The organism is Streptomyces sp. NPDC041135, assembly GCF_055592085.1.
The window spans coordinates 258,295-279,451 of record NZ_JBVIYZ010000006.1 but is presented as its reverse complement, the minus strand read 5'-3'; the positions used below and the strand labels follow the sequence as shown (position 1 = coordinate 279,451).

Genomic DNA, 21,157 nt, shown 5'->3' with positions numbered 1-21,157 from the left:
GTCCTCAGCGGTCCCGCCCGCACGCGTACGCGAGCGGTGAGATCAGCTCCTCGGCGTCCGGCAGCCACCGGTTGGCCGGGGTGGGCCGGCGCACCCACTGCACCGCCCCGCGGGAGCCGAAGCGGGTCGGCGGCGCGGCGACGTAACCGCCCTCGCCCAGCGCCACCACGTCGAGCGAGGAGGACGACCAGCCCAGCCTGCGCACCAGGTCACCGATCTTCGCGCAGGCTCCGGGCAGCACGAGGAACTGCATCCGGCGGTCCGGGGTGAGGGTCACGGGGCCGAGCGTCAGCCGCATCCGCTCCATCCGGGCCAGCGCGAGGAACCCCGCGCTCTCCGGGACGGACAGCGCGTCGAAGGTCCGCCCGGTCGGCAGCAGGATCGACGCGGTGGGCCGCTTCTGCCACATGCGGCGGGCGGTGGTCGCGCTGCCGGTCGCCTGGGTCGCCCAGTCGGGGCGCGCGGGGTGCGCACCCGGCGCGGGGCAGGCGCCGTGGCCGCAGGAACAGCGCTGCACCCCGTCGACCGCTTCCAGCCAGGTGCCCGGAAGGACGTCCCAGTGACGCTCCTCGGTGTACCGCACGGCCGTCTCCAGCAGTGATTCCCCCCGCTGTTGCGGAATGTGCCCGGCCGTCTGCGTCTCATCGGTGCCCGCGATCGTCTCTTCCACGGTCACTCAACTCCCGCACCCACCCGTGGTTACGGCCGCGGCGCGCGCGGGGGAGGAGCATCGATCCCGCATCCGGGGCGCATGGGCGCACGGCCGGGGGCGCGCGGGAGGAAGCGCGGCGTGGACTGGGTAGCCACGTCCGGGGGGGTAGCAGACGCCGTTACCCCGGCAATCCTCGCAAGTCCCGCATTTTCGGTATGTCCGCGGGGCATCGATCTTCACGGCCGGATCTTTTCGCTTCTGGGATTCGCAGGGGGTACGCCCATGGCCGCAAGGCCTCTCGTCGCGCGGCAGCCGAACGAACGGCTGCAGGCGCTCATCCAGGAGGCGGGTTGCTCGAACGCAGGGCTCGCCCGCCGCGTGAACATGTGCGGTGCCGAGCACGGACTCGACCTGCGCTACGACAAGACGTCGGTGGCCCGCTGGCTGCGCGGCCAGCAACCCCGGGGCCGGGCACCGGCGATCATCGCCGAGGCCCTCGGGCGCAAGCTCGGCCGGACGGTCACGATCGACGAGATCGGCATGGCCAACGGCAAGAACCTCGCCTCGGGCGTGGGGTTGCAGTTCTCGCCGACGGTCCTGGGGGCCATCGAGCAGGTCTGCGAGCTGTGGCGCAGCGACGTGGGCCGGCGGGACTTCCTGTCCGGGTCGTCCGTCGCCGCCTCCGCGCTGGTCGAGCCCAGCCGGGACTGGCTGATCTCCGCGCCCGACGCGCAGGTGTCGCGGCAGGCGGGCCCGCGCGTGGGGCAGGCCGACGTGGCGGCCGTGCGCGCGATGACCCAGGCGCTGACCGACCTCGACCACCAGTACGGCAGCGGGCACGTGCGCCCGGTCGTCGTGCACTACCTCAACAGCGTCGTCTCCGGGCTGCTGGCGGGCTCGTACCGGGAGGCGGTGGGCCGGGACCTCTTCGCCGCCGTCGCGCGGCTGACGGAGCTGGCCGGGTACATGGCGGTCGACACCGGCCAACCGGGGCTGGCCCAGCGGTACTACATCCAGTCGCTGCGCCTGGCGCAGGCGGCCGGCGACCGCGGATACGGCGGCTACGTGCTCGCCGCGTCCATGAGCCACCTCGCCGCGCAGCTCGGGAACCCGCGTGAGATCGCCCAGTTGGCGCGGGCGGCGCAGGAAGGGGCGCGCGGCCGGGTCACCCCGCGCGCGGAGGCCATGTTCCACGCCGCCGAGGCTCGCGGGCACGCCCTGCTCGGTGACGTACGGGCGGCCCAGTCGTCGGCCGGCCGGGCGGTCGCGGCGATGGAGTCGGCCGACGCCGCCTCCGGGGACGACCCGGCGTGGATCGCGCACTTCGACCAGGCCTACCTCGCCGACGAGTTGGCGCACTGCCACCGCGACCTGGGGCAGGCCGAGGCCGCCGCCCGGTACGCGGAGCAGTCGCTGGCCGGGCATCCCGAGTCCCGGGTGCGGCGCCGGGCCATCGGCTATGTGCTCCTCGCCACGGCACAGGTGCAGCAGCGCGAGGTCGAACAGGCCTGTGCCACCGGCGTGAAGGCGGTGGAGCTGCTGGAGACCCTCCGCTCCAACCGCGGAGCCGAGTACCTGGAGGACTTCCAGCAGCGCCTGGAACCCTTCCGGGACGAGTCGGTGGTACGGGAGTTCGGAGCGCGGCTGGACCTTCAGCAGGCCGCGTGAACATCGGCCCCGCGGCCGCGTGAACGCACGGCGAACGCGCGCGTGATCGCGCGCGGCGCCATGAACAGCGCGCCGCGGGGCGGTTTTGTTACCCCCGTCACAGGGTGGAGGGCCGGGCGTTCGTGCTGCGTGGCAGACGGCTCCGGGGACCCGGTAGCGTGAGCCGACGATTCCGACAGTCCCCCATTCGTAGGAGTCCCGGTGACGCAGAGTGGACAGGGCGAGGAGCCCTCGGCGCGGCCCGCGCGCGAAGGCATCGTGCTGCCCTCCGACGGAGGCGAGCCCCTGTTGCCGGGAACGGCGGGCGGGCCCGTACCCGCCGCGCCCGCGCAGGGTCAGGCCTGGGGCGGGCCGTGGGGACCCGGTCCGGAGCAGTCCGGGGAGCAGTCCGCCGGGCCCGGCCAGGGCTGGCCCCCGGCCGCGGCCCAGCAGTGGGACACCCCCGAGCAGCAGTACGCGCCCCAGCAACCGCGGCAGCCCCAGCAGCAGTACGCACCGCAGCCCGGGCCGCAGCAGCCGCCGTCCTGGAACGGCGCCGGCCCGCTGCCCCCCGAGGGCGCGTCCGCCCCGTCCTACGGCGGCCGGGACATCCCCCAGCAGGGGGCCTACGGCTCCGGCGCACCGCAGCAGCCGTACGGCGCCGCCGCCACCGGGCAGGAACCGGCCTACGGCTACCCGCACGGCGCCGGCCAGGACCCGGGGTACGGCGCGGACGCCTACCAGCAGGGCTACCCGGCCGCGAGCCGGCCGCTGCCGCCCGCCGAGCCCGGCACGCCCGGCGGCGTGAGCGCCCCGCTGCCGCCCGCCGCCGACGGCGCCACCCAGTACCTGCCGCCCGTTCCCGCCGCCCCCGCGGACGAGGGCGCCACCCAGTACCTGCCGCCGGTCGCGGCGGGTCCCGCGCACGACGAGGGCGCCACCCAGTACCTCCCGCCGGTGCCGGGCGGGTCGGTGCCGCCGCAGTCCGCCGGTGAGGAGACCCGGTTCCTCGGCCGGGCGGTGCCGCCGCAGCCGGCCGCGCCCGGACCGGGCCCGGACGCCGAGGCCACGCAGTACATACCGCCGTACGCGGCGGGAGCGCAGGACGGCTCGCGGCAGCCGCCGGCCGAGTTCGACAACCTCTTCCGCAGCGAGGCGGGCGGCGCCGACGGCCCGGCCGGCTCCACCCAGCAGATGCCCCGCTTCGATCCGCAGCAGGGCCCCCGGCCCGGCCCGGCGCAGACGTCGTACGGCCCGCCGGCGGGCGACGGCGACGGTGGCGGGCGGCGCGGGACCCGGGGCGGTGGGCGCGGTGGCCGCACCGGCTCACGGGTGCCGTTGATCGCGGCCGTGGGTGTCGGCCTCGTCGTCCTCGGGGTCGGCGCGGGCGCGCTGTTCAGCGGCGGCGGCAAGGACGGGAGCACGGACGGCGAGACGGTCGCCGCCTCCTCCCCGGCGACCCAGGAGTCCCCCTCGCCGTCCACCGCCGCCGACCCGGCGAAGCAGCAGGCCGTGGCCCTGGACCAGCTGCTCTCCGACAGCGGCAGCAGCCGTGCCTCGGTGATCAGCGCGGTGTCCGACGTCAGACGGTGCGCCAACCTCTCCCAGGCCGCCTCCGACCTGCGCGACGCGGCCGGGCAGCGCACCGGCCTGGTCACCCGCCTGGGCAAGCTGTCCGTCGACCGGCTGCCGGGCAACGCGGAGCTGACGGCCGCGCTGACCAGCGCCTGGAAGGCGTCGGCGGCCGCCGACACGCACTACGCGGCGTGGGCCGACCAGGTCGGTGGCCGCAAGGGCTGCCACAAGGGCCGGGCCCGCACCACCGGTGAGACGCAGGCGGGCAACCGGGAGAGCGGCACCGCGAGCGCGCAGAAGGTGAAGGCGGCCGCGCTGTGGAACACGATCGCCAAGCAGTACGGCCTGACCCAGCGCCAGCCGACCCAGCTGTGAGCCGGCCGGCGCCGCGGTGACCGGCCGGACCGGCGCCGCCGTCGCTCCGCACCGGCCCCGGCGTCACTCCAGGTCCGCGCCGGCCAGCGTCTTGGCCATGTCGGTGAAGCCGCTCCCGCGGGCGGCGACCAGCCGGCCGCCGCGGACGAGCTGGAGCGTCACGGTGGCGTTGACCAGGCGCGGGAAGCCGACGGCGGCCAGGGCGCTCTCGCTGGGCCAGTGCAGGGTCGGGGTGAGGCCGCCGGTGCCGACCCTGAGCCCGTCGTTGAGCGTGCGGCGCACGGAGTCGGCGCTCACCTCGCCGTGACCGATCCGCTCCACGGCGGCCGTCAGCACGGTGTAGGCGATCCACGTGGTCTGCACCCCGGCGTCCGCGGGGTCGACGCGGTTGTCGCCGAAGGCCTCCTGGCTGATCACCTTCTTCATGGCGTTCCAGCGGGCGTCCGACGACACCGGGTACCAGCCGGTGATGTACGCCCCCTCGTACGGCCCCGCCGCCCCGCCCGTGGAGTCGATCACCGTCTGGTCGACGCTGCCGAGCACGGTCGCGGTGCGCACCGGCCCGTAGTCCTCGCGGGCGCGGCGGAAGGAGTCCATGAAGGTGTCGGTGCGGTCCCCGAGCGCGGGCACCACGCAGCCCCTGCGCTCCGGGTCCCCGGTCGCGGACCGCAGCGCCTGCTGCGCCTGGCCGCCGTAGGCGGTGGCGTCCTCGGCCGCGAGCTGGTCCTCGGCGGCCGCGTGCCCGCCCGCCTCGAGCCCCGAGTCGAGCAGCGCAGGCAGGGCGTCGCCCGCGATGCTGTCGGGCCGGACCAGGGAGACCGGGCCGCAGGTCCCGGCGAGCGCCGTGCCGAGGCCGGCCAGCAGGGCGGGCTGACCGCCGTTGACCGGGTAGGACAGCGGGCTGGTGAACTCCTCGCTGGTGACGCCGTAGCCGCCGATGTAGGGGATGCCGGCGCCCTCCAGCGGGGCGAGGTAGGAGTCGCCGAACTGGCTGTAGGAGCCGACGACGGCCACGGCGCCCTCGGCCGCCGCGCGCCGGGCGCAGCGCGCGGCACCCACACTGTCGTTGTGGTCGTTGCAGGTCAGCACCTCGAGCTTGTGGCCGGCGACGCCACCGCGCGCGTTGATCCACTTCTCGTAGGCCCGGGCCATCGCCGGCATGCCGGGTTTGTTGGTGGCCGCGGTCTTCTGCGGGGCCCAGGTCATCACCTTGACCGGCTCGTTCCCGGCGCCCCCCGTGACGCCGGGAACGAGTCCGCACCCGGCGAGCAGCGACGCGCAGGCGGCCAGCGCGGTCGCGGACAGGGCGCTCGCTCTGACGGGCCGGGGAAGGGAGGTGGGGAATGTGCTGCGGAGTCGTCGCCTGCCGGTCATGGACGGACACGCTTCCGGCACACCCCGAACACGCGAGTGACACTCGGTCAACGGGAGGTGACGCAGAGGTGAAATACCGGGGCCGGTGAGAACGTCGGTGAAGGGAACGTACGATCGATGACCGTGCAAGGTTCGGAGAACTCTTCCCGTCGCGGCCGTCGCTCCTCCACCATGGGCGGCATGCCACTGAACGACATGCCGTGGTGGCGCTGGCGCAGCAATGTGCGCTCCGCGCTGCACATGCTCTCCGATCCGGTGTTCCAGCGGGACGTCTGGCTGGCCGGCGTGGACGGGTTCGGCGACGTCACCGACGCCGTGTACCGGCTCGTGGAGGACACCTGGCTGGACAGCTGGTCCGCCGAGAAGTACGTCGGCACGATCTTCCGCGACTCGCAGGAGGCGGCGCTCGTCGACACCGCCGTCCTGCGGGTGCTGCGCATCATGCACCAGGTCGGGCCGGACGCGCCGGTCGCCGCCTACCTGGAGCACCACGCCTGGCCGGAGGCGGTGCGGGCGGCGCGGGACGCGCACGTGCGCATGTCGGTGAGCGACGGGGAGGACCCGGACGCGGCGCCGCGCAGCCTCGAGGTGCTGCGCATCCTCACCCGCGCCGCGTAGCGGGCGCGGCGGGCACCGGGTCCGGCCCCGCCGACGGCTGCCGCGGCCGGGTGCCGCGGGCGGGGTCCGTCTGACGGACGGCCCGCCTGGGCGCGGGCCGGACGTGAGACCCTGTGGTGCATGAACGAGCAGTCCACCCGAGCCGCGGCGGCCCCCGCCGACCAGTACGTCCTCACGCTCTCCTGCCCGGACAAGCAGGGCATCGTGCACGCCGTGTCGAGCTACTTGTTCATGACCGGCTGCAACATCGAGGACAGCCAGCAGTTCGGCGACCACGACACGGGTCTGTTCTTCATGCGGGTCCACTTCTCCGCCGAGGCCCCGGTGACGGTGGACAAGCTGCGGGCGAGCTTCGCGGCGATCGGTGACTCCTTCCACATGGACTGGCAGCTCAACCGGGCCGACGAGAAGATGCGGATCGTGCTCATGGTCAGCAGGTTCGGGCACTGCCTGAACGACCTGCTGTTCCGGGCGCGGATCGGAGCCCTGCCGGTCGAGATCGCGGCCGTGGTCTCCAATCACACCGACTTCGCCGAACTGGTGGGTTCGTACAACATCCCGTTCCACCACATCACGGTGACCAGGGACACCAAGCCGCAGGCGGAGGCCCGGCTGCTGGAGCTGGTGCGCGAGCAGGACGTCGAACTCGTGGTGCTGGCCCGCTACATGCAGGTCCTCTCGGACGACCTGTGCAAGCAGCTCAGCGGGCGGATCATCAACATCCACCACTCCTTCCTGCCGAGCTTCAAGGGCGCCAAGCCCTACCACCAGGCGCACGCCCGGGGCGTGAAGCTCATCGGCGCCACGGCGCACTACGTCACCGCCGACCTCGACGAGGGCCCGATCATCGAGCAGGAGGTCGAGCGGGTGGGCCACGACGTGACGCCGGACCAGCTGGTGGCCATCGGCCGGGACGTCGAGTGCCAGGCCCTGGCGCGCGCGGTGAAGTGGCACGCGGAGCGCCGCATCCTGCTGAACGGCCGCCGGACGGTCGTGTTCGCGTAGCGCCCGCCGCCGCGGCCCCGGGCCCTGCCCGGCGGCCGGTCGCCCGGCGGGTCTCACATCCGGCTGAGCGACGCCGCCGCGAACAGCACGTCCCGGATCGCCTCCCGGTCGCCGCCCTGGCCGGCCGCCGCCTCCTGCGGGGACAGATGGCCCGCGGCCAGCCGGCAGAACTCCACGCCGTCCAGGGCGACATGGGCGACCTCGAAGTCGGCGGAGCCCACCGCGCCCGGCGAGTCCAGCGGGATCAGCCACTCCCCGCCGCCGGCGCCCTCGATCTCCAGGCGCAGACTGCGTCCCGGCTCGCCCGCGGCCACCAGGTGCGGGATCCGGCCCGGGCCGGCCAGGCCCGCGCGGCGCCGGGCGGCGAGCGAGGCCGGCAGCATGCGGGCCGCCAGGTCGATCATCCGGTTCAGATGGCGCGGGGCGGGCGGCGCGTACGGGTAGTCCACCGCGTCGGCGATGTCCTCCGCGTGCACCCAGCACTCGAACGCCCGGTCCAGCATCGCGTCGCGCAGCGGCAGCCGGAAGTCGCCGTACGGCACCTCCAGCCGCCCGGCGCCGCCGCCCGTGAAGGAGACGGTCCGCACCAGGTGGTGGCTCTGCTCGCGCCAGGGCGCCCGTACGGAGCGGGTCGGCGGGAAGTGGGAGGCCTGCCAGAAGGCCTCGGTGCGGGCGGCCGGGCCCGCCGCCTCCTTGCGCACCTCGGCGGACAGCGGGTCCTCCAGGCCCAGCGCCACCGCGACCAGTCCGTCCACCGACAGCAGGTGCGCGATCACCCCGGCCACCGTCGTACGGCGGCTCGTCACCGCGTCCCCCGTGAACCACCGCAGCCGCACGGGCGCGTGCCACTCGGAGTCCCCGAAGTCCTGGAGCAGCGCGTCCAGCCGGGCGCTCTCGGCGTCGTAGGGGGCGGCCCACCCGGGCACCGGGATGCGCGGCGGCCGGCGGTCCAGGCAGCTGTCCAGCACCCGGGTGCGCAGCCCGGGGTCCAGGTCGAGGCTCTCCGGCTGGTGCAGCAGGCCCACGGCCTCCCGCAGCCGCAGCGCCTCGTCCGCGCACGTCCCGCACGCGCCGAGGTGGTCCTCCACGGCCGCCGTCTCCGCCGCCGAACAGGCGGCCAGCGCCCACGCCCCCAGCAGCGAGCGCAGCACCTGGTGCGGCAGGTCGAGCGGGGCGGACCCGCCGTCCGCACCGGACGGTCCCGGTACGGCGGGCAGGCCGGGCAGGCCGGGCAGGTCCGGGAGCGGCTGCCCGCCGTCCTCGACCGACGCGCGCGGCAGCGGTATCCGGGGCGGCCGGGCGGGGTCGGCCCCGCCGGAACCGTCCTGCGGGCGTCCCGGCCCACCCGGGCCGCCGGAGCCACCCGGGCCACCCGGGCCACCTGGGCCGACGGGATCGGCCGGACCGCTGCCGGAGCCGTCCGCTGTGCGACCGGGTCCGCCAGGTCCGCCAGGGTCACCGGGACCGCCGGGACCGCCCGGGCCCTCCTGGGCGCCGGGGCCGTCCCGCGGGGGCTCCCCGGGGCCGTCGCGCTCCTCGAACCGCTCGGCGCCGGTCACGCGGCACCTCCGTATCCCGGTGCTGTCCCGGCGTCGTGGGCGGTGGACAGCAACTGCAGTCCGAGGCGGAGCCGGCGGCGTGCCTCGTCCTCGGTGACACCGAGGTCGGCGGCGGTCTGGCGGTAGTCGCGGCGCTGGAAATAAGCCAGTTCCAGGGCGGCGCGCAGCGGCGCCGGCATGGAGTGGACGATGAAGTCGGCGCGGGCGGCCACCGAGGCGTGCCGCACCTTGCGTTCCAGCTCCTCCGTGGAGCCGCCCCCGCCCGGTGGCAGTGCGGCGGCCTCGGTGGCGCGCAGGCGCTGCACGGCCAGCCGGTGGGTCAGCGTGGCCACCCAGGAGCGCAGGGGGCCCTGCCGGGGGTCGTAGCGGTCGGGGTGCTCCCAGACATGGGCGAACACCTCGCGCGTCACGCCGTCGGCGGCCCGTTCGTCGCCGAGCACGCGGTGCGCCAGGCCGTGCACGAGCGAGGCGAACCGGTCGTACAGCTCACCGAGGGCGGCCGCCTCACCGCGCGCGAGCCGCTGCTGCATCTTGCGGTCCCAGCGGGGTGGTGCGTCCTTCTTGGTCATACGACCCCTCCCCTCGCGTGTGTCCAGCCTCTCGTCACCGTCTCCACGAATGTAGTCGGCACCTCCGACGGCGCACGCCCCTTTGTGTCAATGCGCGCCCCTGGAAGGGCCGCAGGTGATAGTGCCCTTTCACAGTTCCTTCACGCGAGGAGACGTCCATTTAAGGTCTACCTTCGATCAAAGAGGATCGTAAGTGACTGAAATAGACCTGTTGTTGATCACCGTCCGTTTGCCGCCCGGGGTTTCAGGGAACGGCCGCTGGGCAGCCGCGCGAAATGAAGCGTAGGAACTGCTTCCGTTTCCAGGTGGGTCCGGACGGTTCCGGGACATCCGGCAGATCCGGCGAGCGGAGGGCATGGCCGTGGCTTTCAAGGTGACCGGTGTCGAACAGGACGAGTGGGCCGTGCTCCAGGTGTCCGGGGAACTGGACCTGGTGACGTCCCCGATGCTGCGCCAGCGGGTGCACGACGTGGTCGCGGAGGGCCGCCACGCGCTGGTCCTGGACCTCTCCGACGTCTTCTTCTGCGACTCCAGCGGCGTGGGCGTCCTGATCGCCTCCCGCAGGCTGATCCGCTCCTGCCAGGGCAGGCTGCGGCTGATACTGCCCGCGCAGGGCGCGACCGACGGCTCCCACGTCAACCGGGTCCTCGGCGCCCTCGGGGTACGGCGCCTGTTCGAGGTCTATCCCGACCTCGAGGCCGCCACCACCGAGGAGGCCGACCCGCTCTCCGCGTGACACGGTGGCGCGTTCTCCCGGAATTCCCCCGGTCTTGGCACAAGGGACGCTTTCCCGCTTCCCGGAGGCCACCCGCGTCGTACGCTCCCTGCCAGACGCACCCCACATGACGTAAGGCGGTCCGAAGAGACATGGTCAGCAGCGAGTACGAGCGCAGGATCGCCGACCGGTTCGCCACCTTCGACCAGGACGGCAACGGGTACATCGACCGCGGGGACTTCAGCGCGGCGGCCAAGGCGCTCCTCGCCGAGTTCGCCACCCCGGCCCGCTCCGACCGGGGCCAGGCGCTGTACGCCGGCGCGGAGGCCTTCTGGCAGGGCATGGCGGGCATCGCGGACCGGGACGGCGACCAGCGCATCACCCGCGCGGAGTTCGTCACCGGCGCGGTCAAGCGGCTGCGCGACAACCCGGAGCGGTTCGCGGAGATCGCCCGTCCGTTCCTGCACGCCGCGCTGGCCGTGGCGGACGCCGACGGGGACGGCGGGGCGACGATCGCGGACACCGCGCGCGTGCTGCGTGTCCTGAGGGTGCCCGAGGAGGTCGCGGAGGCGGCCGCCGCGGCGCTCGACACCGACGGTGACGGCAGGATCGGCGAGGCGGAGATCATCCCGGCCTTCGCCCGCTACTTCACGGTCCCCGAATAGCCCACCGTCCCCGGACGATCCGTCACCGTCCCCGAACGGCCGTCACCGTCCCCGAACGGCCGTCACCGTCCCCGAACGGCCGTCACCGTCCCCGAACGGCCGTCACCGTCCCCGAACGGCCCTCACCGGCACCGGGTGGTGCCGGGCGGCGAACACCCGGGCACGGCCGGGGGCGTGTGCGGGCCGCCCGGGCAACACGCCCGGGCCCGCGAGCAGTTCGGCCGCCCTCGGGCACCTTCCCGACGGGCGGCCGCCTGGACGCGCCCAGTGACGGACCGCTCGCCGTCGCTCTCCCCGGCCGGGGTGCGCGTACCGCGCTGCGCTGCGGCGTCGGGGGTCCGGCCGCACCGGAGGTCACGCTCCGTGGCGCTCCGGCGTCACGCAGCGTCGAGACCGGGTTGTGTCCCAGGCGTGACTCGTCACCGACCGGAGTCGGGCGGGCCCTCGGGTACCTTGTGTGGGATGCGAGTGGTTCCGAGCAAGAGCCATGCCGGTGGTGCCCCTGGGGCAGCTCCGCGGACCGCGGTGCTCGCCGCCGCTCGCAGGGTGCGCAGGGCTGCCGGACCGCGGTTTCCGGCCTGTTCGACTCCTCGGCGCGAGCGTCGCACAGTATGCCGTACGCGTACTCCTTCGCGCTGGAATATGCCCGAAGCGCTTGTTGGCGTGACTGTACGTCAACCATGCTGTGGCGCGAGGAAATCACGTTCCGTTACCCCAGCTCTGGCCGTTGTTCTGGCCATGCAGAAAATGGCTACGATCGTGGCCCTCGTCGTGGTGTCCGTCGCGAACTGCGTCGTGGCATTCCTGCGGCGCGGGGTCATGTGTCCGCCGGTTCGGATGGTGTGAGCGGTGCAGGTGCTTCAAGTGCAGCTGGAGATCCGGCCCGACCCCGCGGAGGTGGGGCGGGCCAGGCGGTGGACCCGCTCCCGGCTCGCCGGGTCGGGGATAGCGGCCGACGAGTCACTGGCCGAGATCCTGATCCTGCTCGTCTCCGAGCTGGTCACCAACGCCGTCGTGCACACCGGCTGCCCGGCCGTGCTGCGCCTCTCCCTGCCGGGGACGGCGGCGGAGTCGGTCCCGGTCCGCCTGGAGGTGGCCGACGGCAGTACCGGTGCGCCGGTGCCGCGCTGTGCGGACGATGACGCCACCGGCGGCCGGGGCCTGGCGCTCGTCGACTGCCTGGCCGACCGCTGGGGCTGGCATGCCGAGGGCGCCGGCAAGCGCATCTGGTGCGAACTGGACCGCTGCGACGGACCCCGGCCGGGTGTGGCCGTGACCCGTGGGGGCGGCCTCTCCGCGTTCGAGGGCCTGGCGTTCGAAGCCGTGTGACCTTGCCGTGTGACCTCGCCGTGTGACCCCGCCGTGCGACTCCACGCGTGCGGGGTGCGCCGGGTGGTGCATCCGTGCGCGGGTCCCGCGAAAAGGGGCGTAAGTGACATTTCTCCGCGCGGCTGTTGACGGCTCGTGACCGGGTGATCACGCTGGTGCTCAGCGATTCGCCGTGAGGGGACGGCGAGGACCCGGGTGACGGGGTCCTCGCCGAGTGTGGGTCGAGCCGGACGGCGGCGCGTGGGACCGTGCTCGGGGCGGGCCGCGGCGCGCCGCCGCCCGGACTGCCGCACCGCCCCCGACGCACGCGCCGCCCCCGTTTCTCCACAGCCTGTGGACAACTTCTCGGGACAGCGGACCCCGGCCCTCCCGCCGATCAGCCCGCCGTGACGGCCTCGACCGCCGCCTCGTCCGCCGCCGTGACCGCCGCCTCGTCCGCCGCCGTGACCGGTGCGCCCGTCGCGCCCGTCCGGAACGTCCGCCGGTACGCCGTGGGCGTGACACCGAGCGCCTGCTGGAGGTGCTGGCGCATCGACTGGGCCGTGCCGAAGCCGGCGTCCCGGGCGACCTGGTCCACGGAGAGGCCGGTGGACTCCAGCAGCCGGCGGGCGCGCTCCACGCGCTGCTGGGTGAGCCACTGGCCCGGACTGATGCCGGTCTCCTCGCGGAACCGGCGGGTGAAGGTGCGCACCGACATGGCCTCCCGCTCGGCCAGGTCGCGCAGCTGGAGCGGCTCGTGCAGCCGCTCCAGCGCCCAGGCGCGGGCGGCGGTGGTGGTCGCCAGCTGCGGGTCCGGCACCGGGCGGTGGATGTACTGGGCCTGGCCGCCGTCGCGGTGGGGCGGTACGACCGTGCGCCGGGCGATGTCGTTGGCGACCGCCGTGCCGTGGTCGCGGCGGACCATGTGCAGGCACAGGTCGATGCCGGCGGCCACCCCCGCCGAGGTCAGCACGTCGCCGTCGTCGACGAACAGGACGTCCGCGTCGACCCGGATGCGGGGGAACAGCCGCTGGAAGCGCTCGGCGTCGGCCCAGTGCGTGGTCGCCGGGCGGCCGTCGAGGAGTCCGGCGGCGGCCAGGACGTAGACGCCGGTGCAGATGGAGGCGAGCCGGGTGCCCGGGCGGACGAACGCGAGGGCGGCGGCCAGCTCCTCGGTCAGCCTGCCCTCCTCGAAGACCGGGCCGAGTTCGTACGACGCCGGGACGATCACCGTGTCGGCGGTGGCCAGCGCCTCCGGCCCGTGCGGGACGTGGACGGCGAAGTCGGCGTCCGTCTCGACCGGCCCGGGCGGTCGCACCGAGCAGGTCACCACCTCGTACAGATGCCGCCCCTCCGTGTCCCGGGGGCGGCCGAAGATGCGGTGCGGGATGCCCAGTTCGAAGGGGAGCAGCCCGTCGAGGGCGAGCACGACGACGCGGTGCGGACGCCGTCGAGGGGGCTCCTGGCCGTGGTCCATGACCCCATCCTGCCGCAACCGGTGGCCCGATCCCAGCGAATGCTGTCCCCCGGGCCACTCGTTGGCGCCGGCCGCGGCGAGCAAGCTCGGTGACGTGACCCAGACAACCGAAGCCGCGGCCGCAGCGGCAGCCGCCGCACCCCGGCAGCCCGGACCCGCCCGCCCCTCCCGTGTGCACCGGGCCTGGTTCGTCGCCGCCGTCACCTTCGTCACGATCATCGGCGCCGCGGCCTTCCGCTCCCTGCCCGGTCTGCTCATCGACCCGCTGCACCACGACTTCGGCTGGTCGCGCGGCACGATCGGCGCCGCCGTCTCCGTCAACCTCGCGCTGTACGGGCTCACCGCGCCCTTCGCCGCCGCGCTGATGGACCGCTTCGGCATCCGCCGGGTGGTCGCCGTCGCGCTCACCGTGATCGCGCTCGGCTCGGGCCTGACCGTGTGGATGACGGCGGCCTGGCAACTGCTGCTGTGCTGGGGCGTGCTGGTCGGCCTGGGCAGCGGCGCCATGGCCCTCGCCTTCGCCGCGACGGTCACCAACCGCTGGTTCACCACGCGCCGCGGCCTGGTCAGCGGCATCCTCACCGCCGCCTCCGCCTCCGGCCAGCTGATCTTCCTGCCGCTGCTGTCCTGGATGATCGAGACCCACGACTGGCGCCCGGCGGCCGTGACGGTGGCCCTCGCCGCGCTCGCCGTGGTCCCGTTCGTCTGGCTCCTGCTGCGCGACCACCCCGCCGACGTGGGCCTGAAGCCGTACGGCGCGACGGAGTTCGTGCCGAAGCCGCCCCCGGCCCCCGGCGCCGCCCGCCGCACCGTCACCGTGCTGCTGTCCGCGGTGCGCACCGGGCCGTTCTGGCTGCTCGCCGGCACCTTCGCGATCTGCGGCGCCTCCACCAACGGCCTGGTCCAGACCCACTTCGTGCCCGCCGCCCACGACCACGGCATGCCCGTCACCGCGGCGGCCTCGCTGCTGGCGGTCATCGGGGTGTTCGACGTGGTCGGCACCATCGCCTCCGGCTGGTTCACCGACCGCTTCGAACCGCGCCGCCTGCTCGCCGTCTACTACGCCCTGCGGGGCGTCTCCCTGCTGTTCCTGCCGATGCTGCTGGCCTCGTCGGTCCACCCGCCGATGATCTTCTTCATCGTCTTCTACGGCCTCGACTGGGTCGCCACCGTGCCCCCGACCCTGGCGCTGTGCCGCGAGCAGTACGGCGAGGACAGCGCCATCGTCTTCGGCTGGGTGCTCGCCTCCCACCAGGTCGGCGCCGCCCTCGTCGCCTTCCTCGGCGGCGTCGCCCGTGACGTCTTCGGCTCCTACGACATGGTCTGGTACGCGGCCGGCGCCCTGTGCGCGGCGGCCGCCCTGATGGCCCTGGTGATCCGGCGCCGCCCGGTCCCGCTGCCCGCGCCGGCCTGACACCGGGGGAGCGCGGCGGGTGTCACGACCGGCGCGCGGCGACCGCCTTGGCGATCTTCCGTGCGTCGATGGCCAGTTCCCGGAACATGCCGCTGATGGGGTTGGTGAACCCGGTGAAGTACAGGCCCGGAGCGTCGCGCGGGCTGCGGGCGCCGTGCACGACGGGCCGGCCCCGGCCGTCCAGCACGCCGAGGTGGCCGACCAGGCCCTCCAGCGCCCGGGTGTAGCCGGTGGCGGCGACGACCGCGTCGGGCGTGATCCGCTCCCCGTCGGCGAGCACGACCTTGCCGTCCTCGAACGCCTCCACGGCGGCCACGACCTCCACCCGGCCCCGGCGGACGGCGTCGATCAGGCCGACGTCCTGGACCGGGACGGCCCCCTCGCGCACCCTGCTGTACAGGCCGGTGCGCGGGCGCGGCAGCCCGTGTGCGGACAGGTCCGGCACGCTCAGCCGGGCCATCGGCACGGCCAGCCGGTCGACCAGCCCGACCGGCAGCCGCCGTACCAGGACACCGGTGTACTGGGCGGCCCAGCCGGCGGTCGAGCGGCGCACGATGTGCGGGGCGGTGCGCACGGACAGCCGTACCCGGGCCGCGCCCCCTTCCGCCAGGTCGGCGGCTATCTCCGCGCCGGTGTTGCCGACGCCGACGACCAGGACGTCCCGCCCGGCGTACGGCTCGGCGTTGCGGTACTCGGCGGCGTGCCGGAACTCCCCGCCGTAGGACTCGAGGCCCGGCCAGTCGGGCACCCGCGGGGTGTGGTTGTGGCCGGTGGCGACGATCACGGCGCGGCCGGTCAGCTCCCGGCCGCCGGAGGCGCGCAGCACCCAGCCGTCGCCGTCGGCGGCCCGCTCGACGCGGAACACCTCCACACCGGTGACGATCTCCAGCTCGTGGTGCTCGGCGTACTTCTCCAGGTAGCGCACCACGTCGTCCCGGGACACCCAGCGGCCGAACCGGCGGGGCATCGGCAGGCCGGGCAGCGCCGACAGGCGGCGGGTGGTGTGCAGCCGCAGCCGGTCGTAGTGGCCCCGCCAGGACGACGCGACCCGGTCGGACTTCTCCAGGACCACGGCCCGCACGCCGCGCGCCCGCAGCGCGTGGGCGACGGCGAGTCCGCCGGGGCCGGCACCGATGACGTAGACGGGGCGGTCGGCGGGGGTGGAGAGGAGGTGCCCGGGGGCACGCGAGTCGGCCATGAGCGGGAGCGTAATCCCACATCAGCTTGATGGGTCTCGGTCAAGATGGGAATTGGTTGCGGATCGGTCACGGCTGGGCGGCGCGCCCGGCCGCACGGGCCGCGCGCACCGCCGCTCCCGCGAGCGCGGGCGGTCAGCCCCCGGCGCCCCGGTGGCCGCAGACCTCGCCGATCCAGGTGATGAAGTCCCCCGGGTCGGTGTTGGCGCCGTGGCCCTGGTCCCAGTAGTAGAGGTGGCTGACGTCGTCGCCGAGGGCGCCGGCGGCGGCGGCGAGGTTGGCGGAGACCGTCAGCGAGGTGTCGGAGTCCTTGGTGCCTAGCCTGATCCACCAGTGCCGGGAACGGTTCGGGTTGGGCCGGTGCACCAGGTGGTACATCGGGTTCATCAGGCGCAGCAGCTCGGGGATGTCGCCGGCGAGGCGCTTGGCGGTGACACCGGTGGTGTCGTTCTTCAGGCCGTAGGCGGTGAAGTGCCGGGCCTGGGTGGTGCCGGCGCCGAACTCGTTGTTCTCGCCGGTCGACAGGTCGAAGGCGTCGAAGGCGGGGACGGTCTTCTTCCGGGCGCCGACGTGGGTGAGGAAGTCCGACCAGCCGAACGTGGCCTTGCGGCCGTCCCAGTCGATGAACGGGTTGGCGCTCAGGTAGGCGGTCCGCGCGGAGTCCGGCAGGCCGGCGAGGTACCGGCCGGCCGAGGGCTCCAGGTACTGCTTGAGCAGGTACGTGTCGTAGGTGCGGGCGGTGAGCGGTCCGAAGCCGTTCAGGCCGCGCAGCTTCAGCGACGCCTGGTACTCGGCGAACTGCGCCCGCAGGTGCCGGGAGACGCTCTGGTCGACCTGCTCGCCGGTGCCGAGGGCGTTGCCGCCCCAGTTCCACTCGTAGGCGCCGTCGGCGTGCTCCAGGTCGGTGATCGGGCACCAGGCGCCGGTCGCGAAGACGGCGTCGCTGGCGTCGGCGGCGCCGATCTCCGCGAGGTGGGCGTCGTAGAGCGGGCTGTCGCCGGAGGCGCCGAGCAGCGCGGAGAGGGCGCCGCCCGCGCTGGTGCCGGCGGAGACGATCCGGTCGGTGTCGCCGGGGATGCGGCCCTTGTTGAACCTGAGGTAGCGCACCGCCGCCTTGAGGTCGACGATCGCGGCCGGGGCGGTGCCGTAGTACGCGCCGGCGGCGTTCTTCAGCGTGCGGCCGCGGGCCCCGGGCTCGACGACGACGTACCCGGCGGCCAGGGCCAGGAGTTGGTTGGAGTTGAGCGCGCCGCCGGTGGCGTTGGTCTGGCCGGTGGCGTTGGAGGCCACCGGGCTCGGCGTGGCGCCGGCGGGGGCGGTGCCGCCGGGCGGGGTCATGCCGCCCGCGCCGCCGATCCCGGTGGCGTCCGCCACGGAGGACGGCATGTACCCGCCGACGGAGTTGGCGAACAGGATGGGTGCGCCGGACGCGTCGACCGCCCTGCCGTCGATCTCGACCGGGACGCTGACGTTCAGGGACTGGTACGTCACGTCGACCGGCTCGGCGACGTAGGGGACCGCCCGCCAGAAGTGGTAGGTCACGGCGTGGGCGGTGCCGCTCGCGTCCGTGATCGTCTTCGTCTTCCTCGTGTAGCCGTCCGGGTCGAAGACGAGGGAACCCGGGGAGGCCGCCGTGGCCGCGGCGGCCGCCGATCCGCTCGCCTGCGCGGTCAGGGCGACACCGCCGACCGCCGCGACCCCGGCGGTGGCCCCGATGCCCAGGACGACGCTCCTGCGCTTCACTGCCTTGTGCTTCACCTTGCTGCCTCTCGTCGCTGCGGGTGTTCCGGCCGTGCCCGGCGAACGTACGACCCTGCCGACAAAATCGTCAACAATCCACGGCCCTCACACGCCGATTCACGGCGGACCCACAGCCTCCGGGGCGACGCACAGCGAATCCCGCCCCGGCCCCGCCTTGCGGACGGCGTCCGGACACCGGCGGACGGGCCGGCGCCCGCGTCCGCCACGGCTGCGTCACCCTCCCGGAGAGCCCCGCGTCACGGCCACAGCAGGCCGCGGCTCCAGCCGAACTCCGTGCGGCGGTACTCCAGCCGTACGTGCCGTCGCTCGGGGTCGCCCTGGAAGAACTCCGCCGACTCCGGGTGCAGCCGGTACAGCGTCCAGGTGGGCGAGGGCTCGTCCGGGTGCTCCCGGGCCCGTTGCCAGGCCGCCTCCGAGACCGTGCGCAGCTCGTCCAGCGAGGCCAGCTCCTCGCTCTGCCGCCCGGTGAGCGCGGCCGCCAGCGCCCCCGTCGAGCGGGCGTGCAGGTCGGCCTGGCTCTCCCTCGACGGCGCCGACGTCACCGGGCCCCGCACCCGCACCTGCCGGCCCAGCACCGGCCAGTAGAAGGCGAGGGCCGCGTACGGGCGGGCGCTCAGGGCGCGGCCCTTGCGGCTGGTGGCGTGGGTGGCGAAGGACCAGCCGTCCGCGTCGGCGCCGTGCAGCATCACGATCCGTACGTCCGCCCGCCCGTCCTCGTCCGCCGTGGCGAGCGACATCGTGTGCGGCTCCGGCTGCCCGGCCCGCACCGCGTCCGCGAACCAGCTCGTGAACAGGGGGAGCGGGGTCGGCGGGGCCTTGTCCGGCTCGAAGGGGGGCAGCCGCGTCACCTCGGGCGCCCACACCCGCAGGGACCGCAGCATGTCGTGAAGATCCTCTGATGCCATGGGGCGAGTATCGCCCGGTCCGGCGCACCGGCCGGGTGAACGCCGCCGGGGACCTTCTCGCGTGGGCCGGTTTGGCCAAGTGCGCCACTTGCGCGCGAGTATCTCCTCCATGGACGACGTGGACCGCAGAATCCTTGCCGAGGTGCAGCAGGACGGGCGGCTGACCGTGACCGAGCTGGCCGCGCGGGTCGGTCTCAGCGTCTCGCCCTGCCACCGGCGGCTGCGGGAGCTGGAGCGGGCCGGCGCCGTCCGGGGCTACCGGGCGCTGGTGGACCCGGCCGCGCTCGGGCTGCACTTCGAGGCGCTGGTCTTCGTCTCGATGCGGCAGGAGGACCGCGAGACGGTGGCCGGCTTCGAGCGGGCGGTCGGCGAGGTGGAGCAGGTGCTCGACGCCCAGCGGCTGTTCGGTGAGCCCGACTACCTGCTGCGGGTCGCCACCACCGACCTCGGCGCCTTCCAGCGGCTGTACGACGAGCGGCTGGCGACCCTGCCGGGGGTGCAGCGGCTGACGTCGACGCTGGTGATGAAGCACGTGGTGCGCGACCGGCCGCTGCCCGCCGCATGACGCGGTCGCCGTAAGGCACGGCAGGGCCGTAGGACGCGGCAGGCGGTGGCCCACTCGGGTGGACCACCGCCTGCCAGACAGGACTTGGGACGGGGGGAACCGGAAAAAGGCGTCCGCCGGCGGACGCGGCTACTTCGACGGCTTCCGGCCCGTCACCCCCAGGTGCACCAACAGCGCCAGGTTCGGCTTGAGTTCGGCCTGCTTCACACCCCAGGACGAGAAGCCCTTCTGGTGCGCGGCCACCGCGGCGAGCATCGCGACCAGCGAACCGGCGATCGCCGCCGGGTTCACGTCCTTGTCGAGCCGGCCCTTGGACTGGAGTTCGGTGATGGACTGGGCAAGAGAGGCGTTCACCGAGTTCAGGATCTTCATACGGATCTTGTAGAACCGTTTGTCCCCCTCGGCGGCGCCGAGGTCGACAACGCGCAGGATGGCGTCATTCTTCCGCCAGAACTCCAGGAATCCGTCCACGAGTTGCTGCGCGGTCTGCCACCCCGCCTTGCCGGCCCAGCCGCGCCCGGCGAGCAGCTCGGTCAGCCCGGCGCTCTCGGCGGCCATGTGCTCGGCGAGTTCCAGGACGGCGCCCTCGACATCCGGAAAGTACTGGTAGAAGGTCGCGGGCGAGGTGCCTGCCTTCCGCGCGACATCGATGACCTTGACGTCCCGGTAAGGAGAGGAGCTGAGCATCTCGCTGAGGCAGTCGAGCAGCTTCTGCCGGGTCGCCTGCCCACGCCGGCCGGCCACGCGGCCGTCGACGGTACGCACTTGTCCTGTCATGTCGTCAGCTTACCGAGGGGTGATCGGAGCGCGATTCGGCCGACTGCAAATGGGGTGCGCGGGGCCGCAGGGCGTGGTGTGCCTGGTCTGCGGGGTGCGCGCGGCGCGGTTACGTTGGCGACATGGCCGAAAACAGGGCACCGGTGGACACGTCGTCGTACGCGGAGGGCGTCCCCTGCTGGGTGGACGCCCAGCTTCCCGACGCCGAGGCGGGCAAGCGGTTCTACGGCGGGCTCTTCGGGTGGAGCTTCGAGGCGGCCCACGGCGGGTCCTGGTGGGCCCGGCTGGAGGGGGCGCCGGTCGCCGCGCTCGCCCCGAAGCGGGACGGCCGGATGCCCACGGTGTGGACGGTGTCCTTCGCGACCCCGGACGCGGTGGCGCTCGGGCGCCGGATCACCGCGGCCGGCGGGCAGGTGGTGACGGCGCCGGTGCCCGTCGGCGACCTCGGGGTTGCCGCCCTGGCCGCCGACCCGGAGGGCGCGGTGTTCGGGCTGTGGCAGCCCGGCGCCCACCCCGGCTTCGGGCGGCGCCACCAGCCGGGCACCTTCGGCTGGGCGCAGCTGTACACCCGGGACCCCGAGGCGGCCAACGCCTTCTACGGCGGCCTCTTCCACGACGCCCTCTTCGGTGCCGGTGCCGAGCCCGACGTGGGCCGCTCGCGGGTCGGCGACGTCTTCCCGCCCGAGATGCCCTCGCACTTCCTGGTCCACTTCAGGGTGGCGGACCTCGACAGCGCGCTGGGCCGGGTACGGCGGCTCGGCGGCCGGGAGCAGGCGGCCGGTTTCGAGGCGTCGTACGGGCGGGTGGCCGTCGTCACCGACGACCAGGGGACGTCCTTCGCGCTGCTGGAGCGGCCGCCGGGGAGATGAAATGTCCAGCTGGTCATGAGACACCCCCTTTGCTCCATGGTTCGCAACCGGCGCCCCGGCCAGGAAGAATCGGGGTGCGTGCCGCCACGGCGGTGCGGTGGTGAGACGCTGCACTTCGGTCGCGTACATAT

General features: G+C 74.2%; 19 protein-coding genes. 10 read left to right on the top strand and 9 right to left on the bottom strand.

Going from position 1 to position 21,157, the window contains the following annotated elements; genetic code table 11:
- Window positions 1-4 precede the first annotated feature (4 nt).
- Window positions 5-670, bottom strand: a complete 666-nt coding sequence (locus ACZ6CZ_RS17015) for a bifunctional DNA primase/polymerase (RefSeq protein WP_469021123.1) — start codon at window positions 668-670, stop codon at window positions 5-7.
- A gap of 264 nt (window positions 671-934) precedes the next feature.
- Here ACZ6CZ_RS17015 and ACZ6CZ_RS17010 point away from each other — a divergent pair, with 264 nt between their 5' ends.
- Window positions 935-2,320, top strand: a complete 1,386-nt coding sequence (locus tag ACZ6CZ_RS17010) for a transcriptional regulator (protein WP_469021120.1) — start codon at window positions 935-937, stop codon at window positions 2,318-2,320.
- A 201-nt stretch (window positions 2,321-2,521) separates the two neighbouring features.
- Window positions 2,522-4,249, top strand: a complete 1,728-nt coding sequence (locus tag ACZ6CZ_RS17005) for a hypothetical protein (RefSeq protein ID WP_469021117.1) — start codon at window positions 2,522-2,524, stop codon at window positions 4,247-4,249.
- A gap of 63 nt (window positions 4,250-4,312) precedes the next feature.
- On the opposite strand, the gene ACZ6CZ_RS17000 is transcribed toward ACZ6CZ_RS17005, so the two are convergent.
- Entirely contained in the window at window positions 4,313-5,623 is a 1,311-nt protein-coding gene (locus ACZ6CZ_RS17000) for an ABC transporter substrate-binding protein (RefSeq protein WP_469021115.1), read from the bottom strand.
- Window positions 5,624-5,740: 117 nt separating this feature from the next.
- Here ACZ6CZ_RS17000 and ACZ6CZ_RS16995 point away from each other — a divergent pair, with 117 nt between their 5' ends.
- On the top strand, window positions 5,741-6,241 hold the full coding sequence (locus ACZ6CZ_RS16995; protein WP_469021112.1) for an SCO4402 family protein: 501 nt from the start codon (window positions 5,741-5,743) through the stop codon (window positions 6,239-6,241).
- Window positions 6,242-6,361: 120 nt separating this feature from the next.
- Window positions 6,362-7,246, top strand: coding sequence for a formyltetrahydrofolate deformylase (purU, locus tag ACZ6CZ_RS16990; RefSeq protein ID WP_469021109.1), 885 nt, complete (start codon window positions 6,362-6,364; stop codon window positions 7,244-7,246).
- A 53-nt stretch (window positions 7,247-7,299) separates the two neighbouring features.
- Here the strand turns inward: purU and ACZ6CZ_RS16985 are convergent, their stop codons facing one another.
- Together ACZ6CZ_RS16985 and ACZ6CZ_RS16980 are read right to left on the bottom strand one after the other, a co-directional pair.
- Window positions 7,300-8,805 carry a maleylpyruvate isomerase N-terminal domain-containing protein gene (locus ACZ6CZ_RS16985; RefSeq protein WP_469021107.1) on the bottom strand — a complete coding sequence of 502 codons (1,506 nt, stop codon included), beginning with the start codon at window positions 8,803-8,805 and terminating at the stop codon, window positions 7,300-7,302.
- Window positions 8,802-9,374 carry a sigma-70 family RNA polymerase sigma factor gene (locus ACZ6CZ_RS16980; RefSeq protein ID WP_469021104.1) on the bottom strand — a complete coding sequence of 191 codons (573 nt, stop codon included), beginning with the start codon at window positions 9,372-9,374 and terminating at the stop codon, window positions 8,802-8,804. Before ACZ6CZ_RS16980 ends, ACZ6CZ_RS16985 begins: the two co-directional genes overlap by 4 nt.
- A 355-nt stretch (window positions 9,375-9,729) precedes the next feature.
- Here ACZ6CZ_RS16980 and ACZ6CZ_RS16975 point away from each other — a divergent pair, with 355 nt between their 5' ends.
- The 3 genes from ACZ6CZ_RS16975 to ACZ6CZ_RS16965 all read left to right on the top strand — a co-directional run bounded on the left by ACZ6CZ_RS16975 (window position 9,730) and on the right by ACZ6CZ_RS16965 (window position 12,083).
- Window positions 9,730-10,110, top strand: a complete 381-nt coding sequence (locus ACZ6CZ_RS16975) for an STAS domain-containing protein (RefSeq protein WP_469021102.1) — start codon at window positions 9,730-9,732, stop codon at window positions 10,108-10,110.
- Between the two features lie 131 nt (window positions 10,111-10,241).
- Window positions 10,242-10,754, top strand: a complete 513-nt coding sequence (locus tag ACZ6CZ_RS16970) for an EF-hand domain-containing protein (RefSeq protein ID WP_469021099.1) — start codon at window positions 10,242-10,244, stop codon at window positions 10,752-10,754.
- 864 nt (window positions 10,755-11,618) lie between these two features.
- On the top strand, window positions 11,619-12,083 hold the full coding sequence (locus ACZ6CZ_RS16965) for an ATP-binding protein (RefSeq protein WP_469021648.1): 465 nt from the start codon (window positions 11,619-11,621) through the stop codon (window positions 12,081-12,083).
- A gap of 376 nt (window positions 12,084-12,459) precedes the next feature.
- Here the strand turns inward: ACZ6CZ_RS16965 and ACZ6CZ_RS16960 are convergent, their stop codons facing one another.
- On the bottom strand, window positions 12,460-13,539 hold the full coding sequence (locus ACZ6CZ_RS16960; protein ID WP_469021096.1) for a GlxA family transcriptional regulator: 1,080 nt from the start codon (window positions 13,537-13,539) through the stop codon (window positions 12,460-12,462).
- 94 nt (window positions 13,540-13,633) lie between these two features.
- Between ACZ6CZ_RS16960 and ACZ6CZ_RS16955 the strand changes: the two genes are divergently transcribed.
- Window positions 13,634-14,953, top strand: a complete 1,320-nt coding sequence (locus ACZ6CZ_RS16955) for an MFS transporter (RefSeq protein ID WP_469021094.1) — start codon at window positions 13,634-13,636, stop codon at window positions 14,951-14,953.
- Between the two features lie 22 nt (window positions 14,954-14,975).
- Here ACZ6CZ_RS16955 and ACZ6CZ_RS16950 read toward each other — a convergent pair whose 3' ends face one another.
- The 3 genes from ACZ6CZ_RS16950 to ACZ6CZ_RS16940 all read right to left on the bottom strand — a co-directional run bounded on the left by ACZ6CZ_RS16950 (window position 14,976) and on the right by ACZ6CZ_RS16940 (window position 18,815).
- On the bottom strand, window positions 14,976-16,151 hold the full coding sequence (locus tag ACZ6CZ_RS16950; protein ID WP_469021092.1) for a flavin-containing monooxygenase: 1,176 nt from the start codon (window positions 16,149-16,151) through the stop codon (window positions 14,976-14,978).
- 133 nt (window positions 16,152-16,284) lie between these two features.
- Window positions 16,285-17,892: a subtype B tannase gene (locus ACZ6CZ_RS16945; RefSeq protein ID WP_469021089.1), complete on the bottom strand. Its 1,608-nt coding sequence runs from the start codon at window positions 17,890-17,892 to the stop codon at window positions 16,285-16,287.
- 254 nt (window positions 17,893-18,146) lie between these two features.
- Window positions 18,147-18,815 carry a pyridoxine/pyridoxamine 5'-phosphate oxidase gene (locus tag ACZ6CZ_RS16940; RefSeq protein WP_469021087.1) on the bottom strand — a complete coding sequence of 223 codons (669 nt, stop codon included), beginning with the start codon at window positions 18,813-18,815 and terminating at the stop codon, window positions 18,147-18,149.
- A gap of 109 nt (window positions 18,816-18,924) precedes the next feature.
- Between ACZ6CZ_RS16940 and ACZ6CZ_RS16935 the strand changes: the two genes are divergently transcribed.
- Window positions 18,925-19,380, top strand: a complete 456-nt coding sequence (locus ACZ6CZ_RS16935; protein WP_469021084.1) for an Lrp/AsnC family transcriptional regulator — start codon at window positions 18,925-18,927, stop codon at window positions 19,378-19,380.
- 129 nt (window positions 19,381-19,509) lie between these two features.
- On the opposite strand, the gene ACZ6CZ_RS16930 is transcribed toward ACZ6CZ_RS16935, so the two are convergent.
- Window positions 19,510-20,145, bottom strand: a complete 636-nt coding sequence (locus ACZ6CZ_RS16930; protein WP_469021646.1) for a TetR family transcriptional regulator — start codon at window positions 20,143-20,145, stop codon at window positions 19,510-19,512.
- A gap of 134 nt (window positions 20,146-20,279) precedes the next feature.
- On the opposite strand from ACZ6CZ_RS16930, the gene kbpA reads away from it, so the two are divergent.
- Entirely contained in the window at window positions 20,280-21,026 is a 747-nt protein-coding gene (gene kbpA, locus ACZ6CZ_RS16925; protein ID WP_469021082.1) for an AfsK-binding protein KbpA, read from the top strand.
- Window positions 21,027-21,157: the final 131 nt, after the last annotated feature.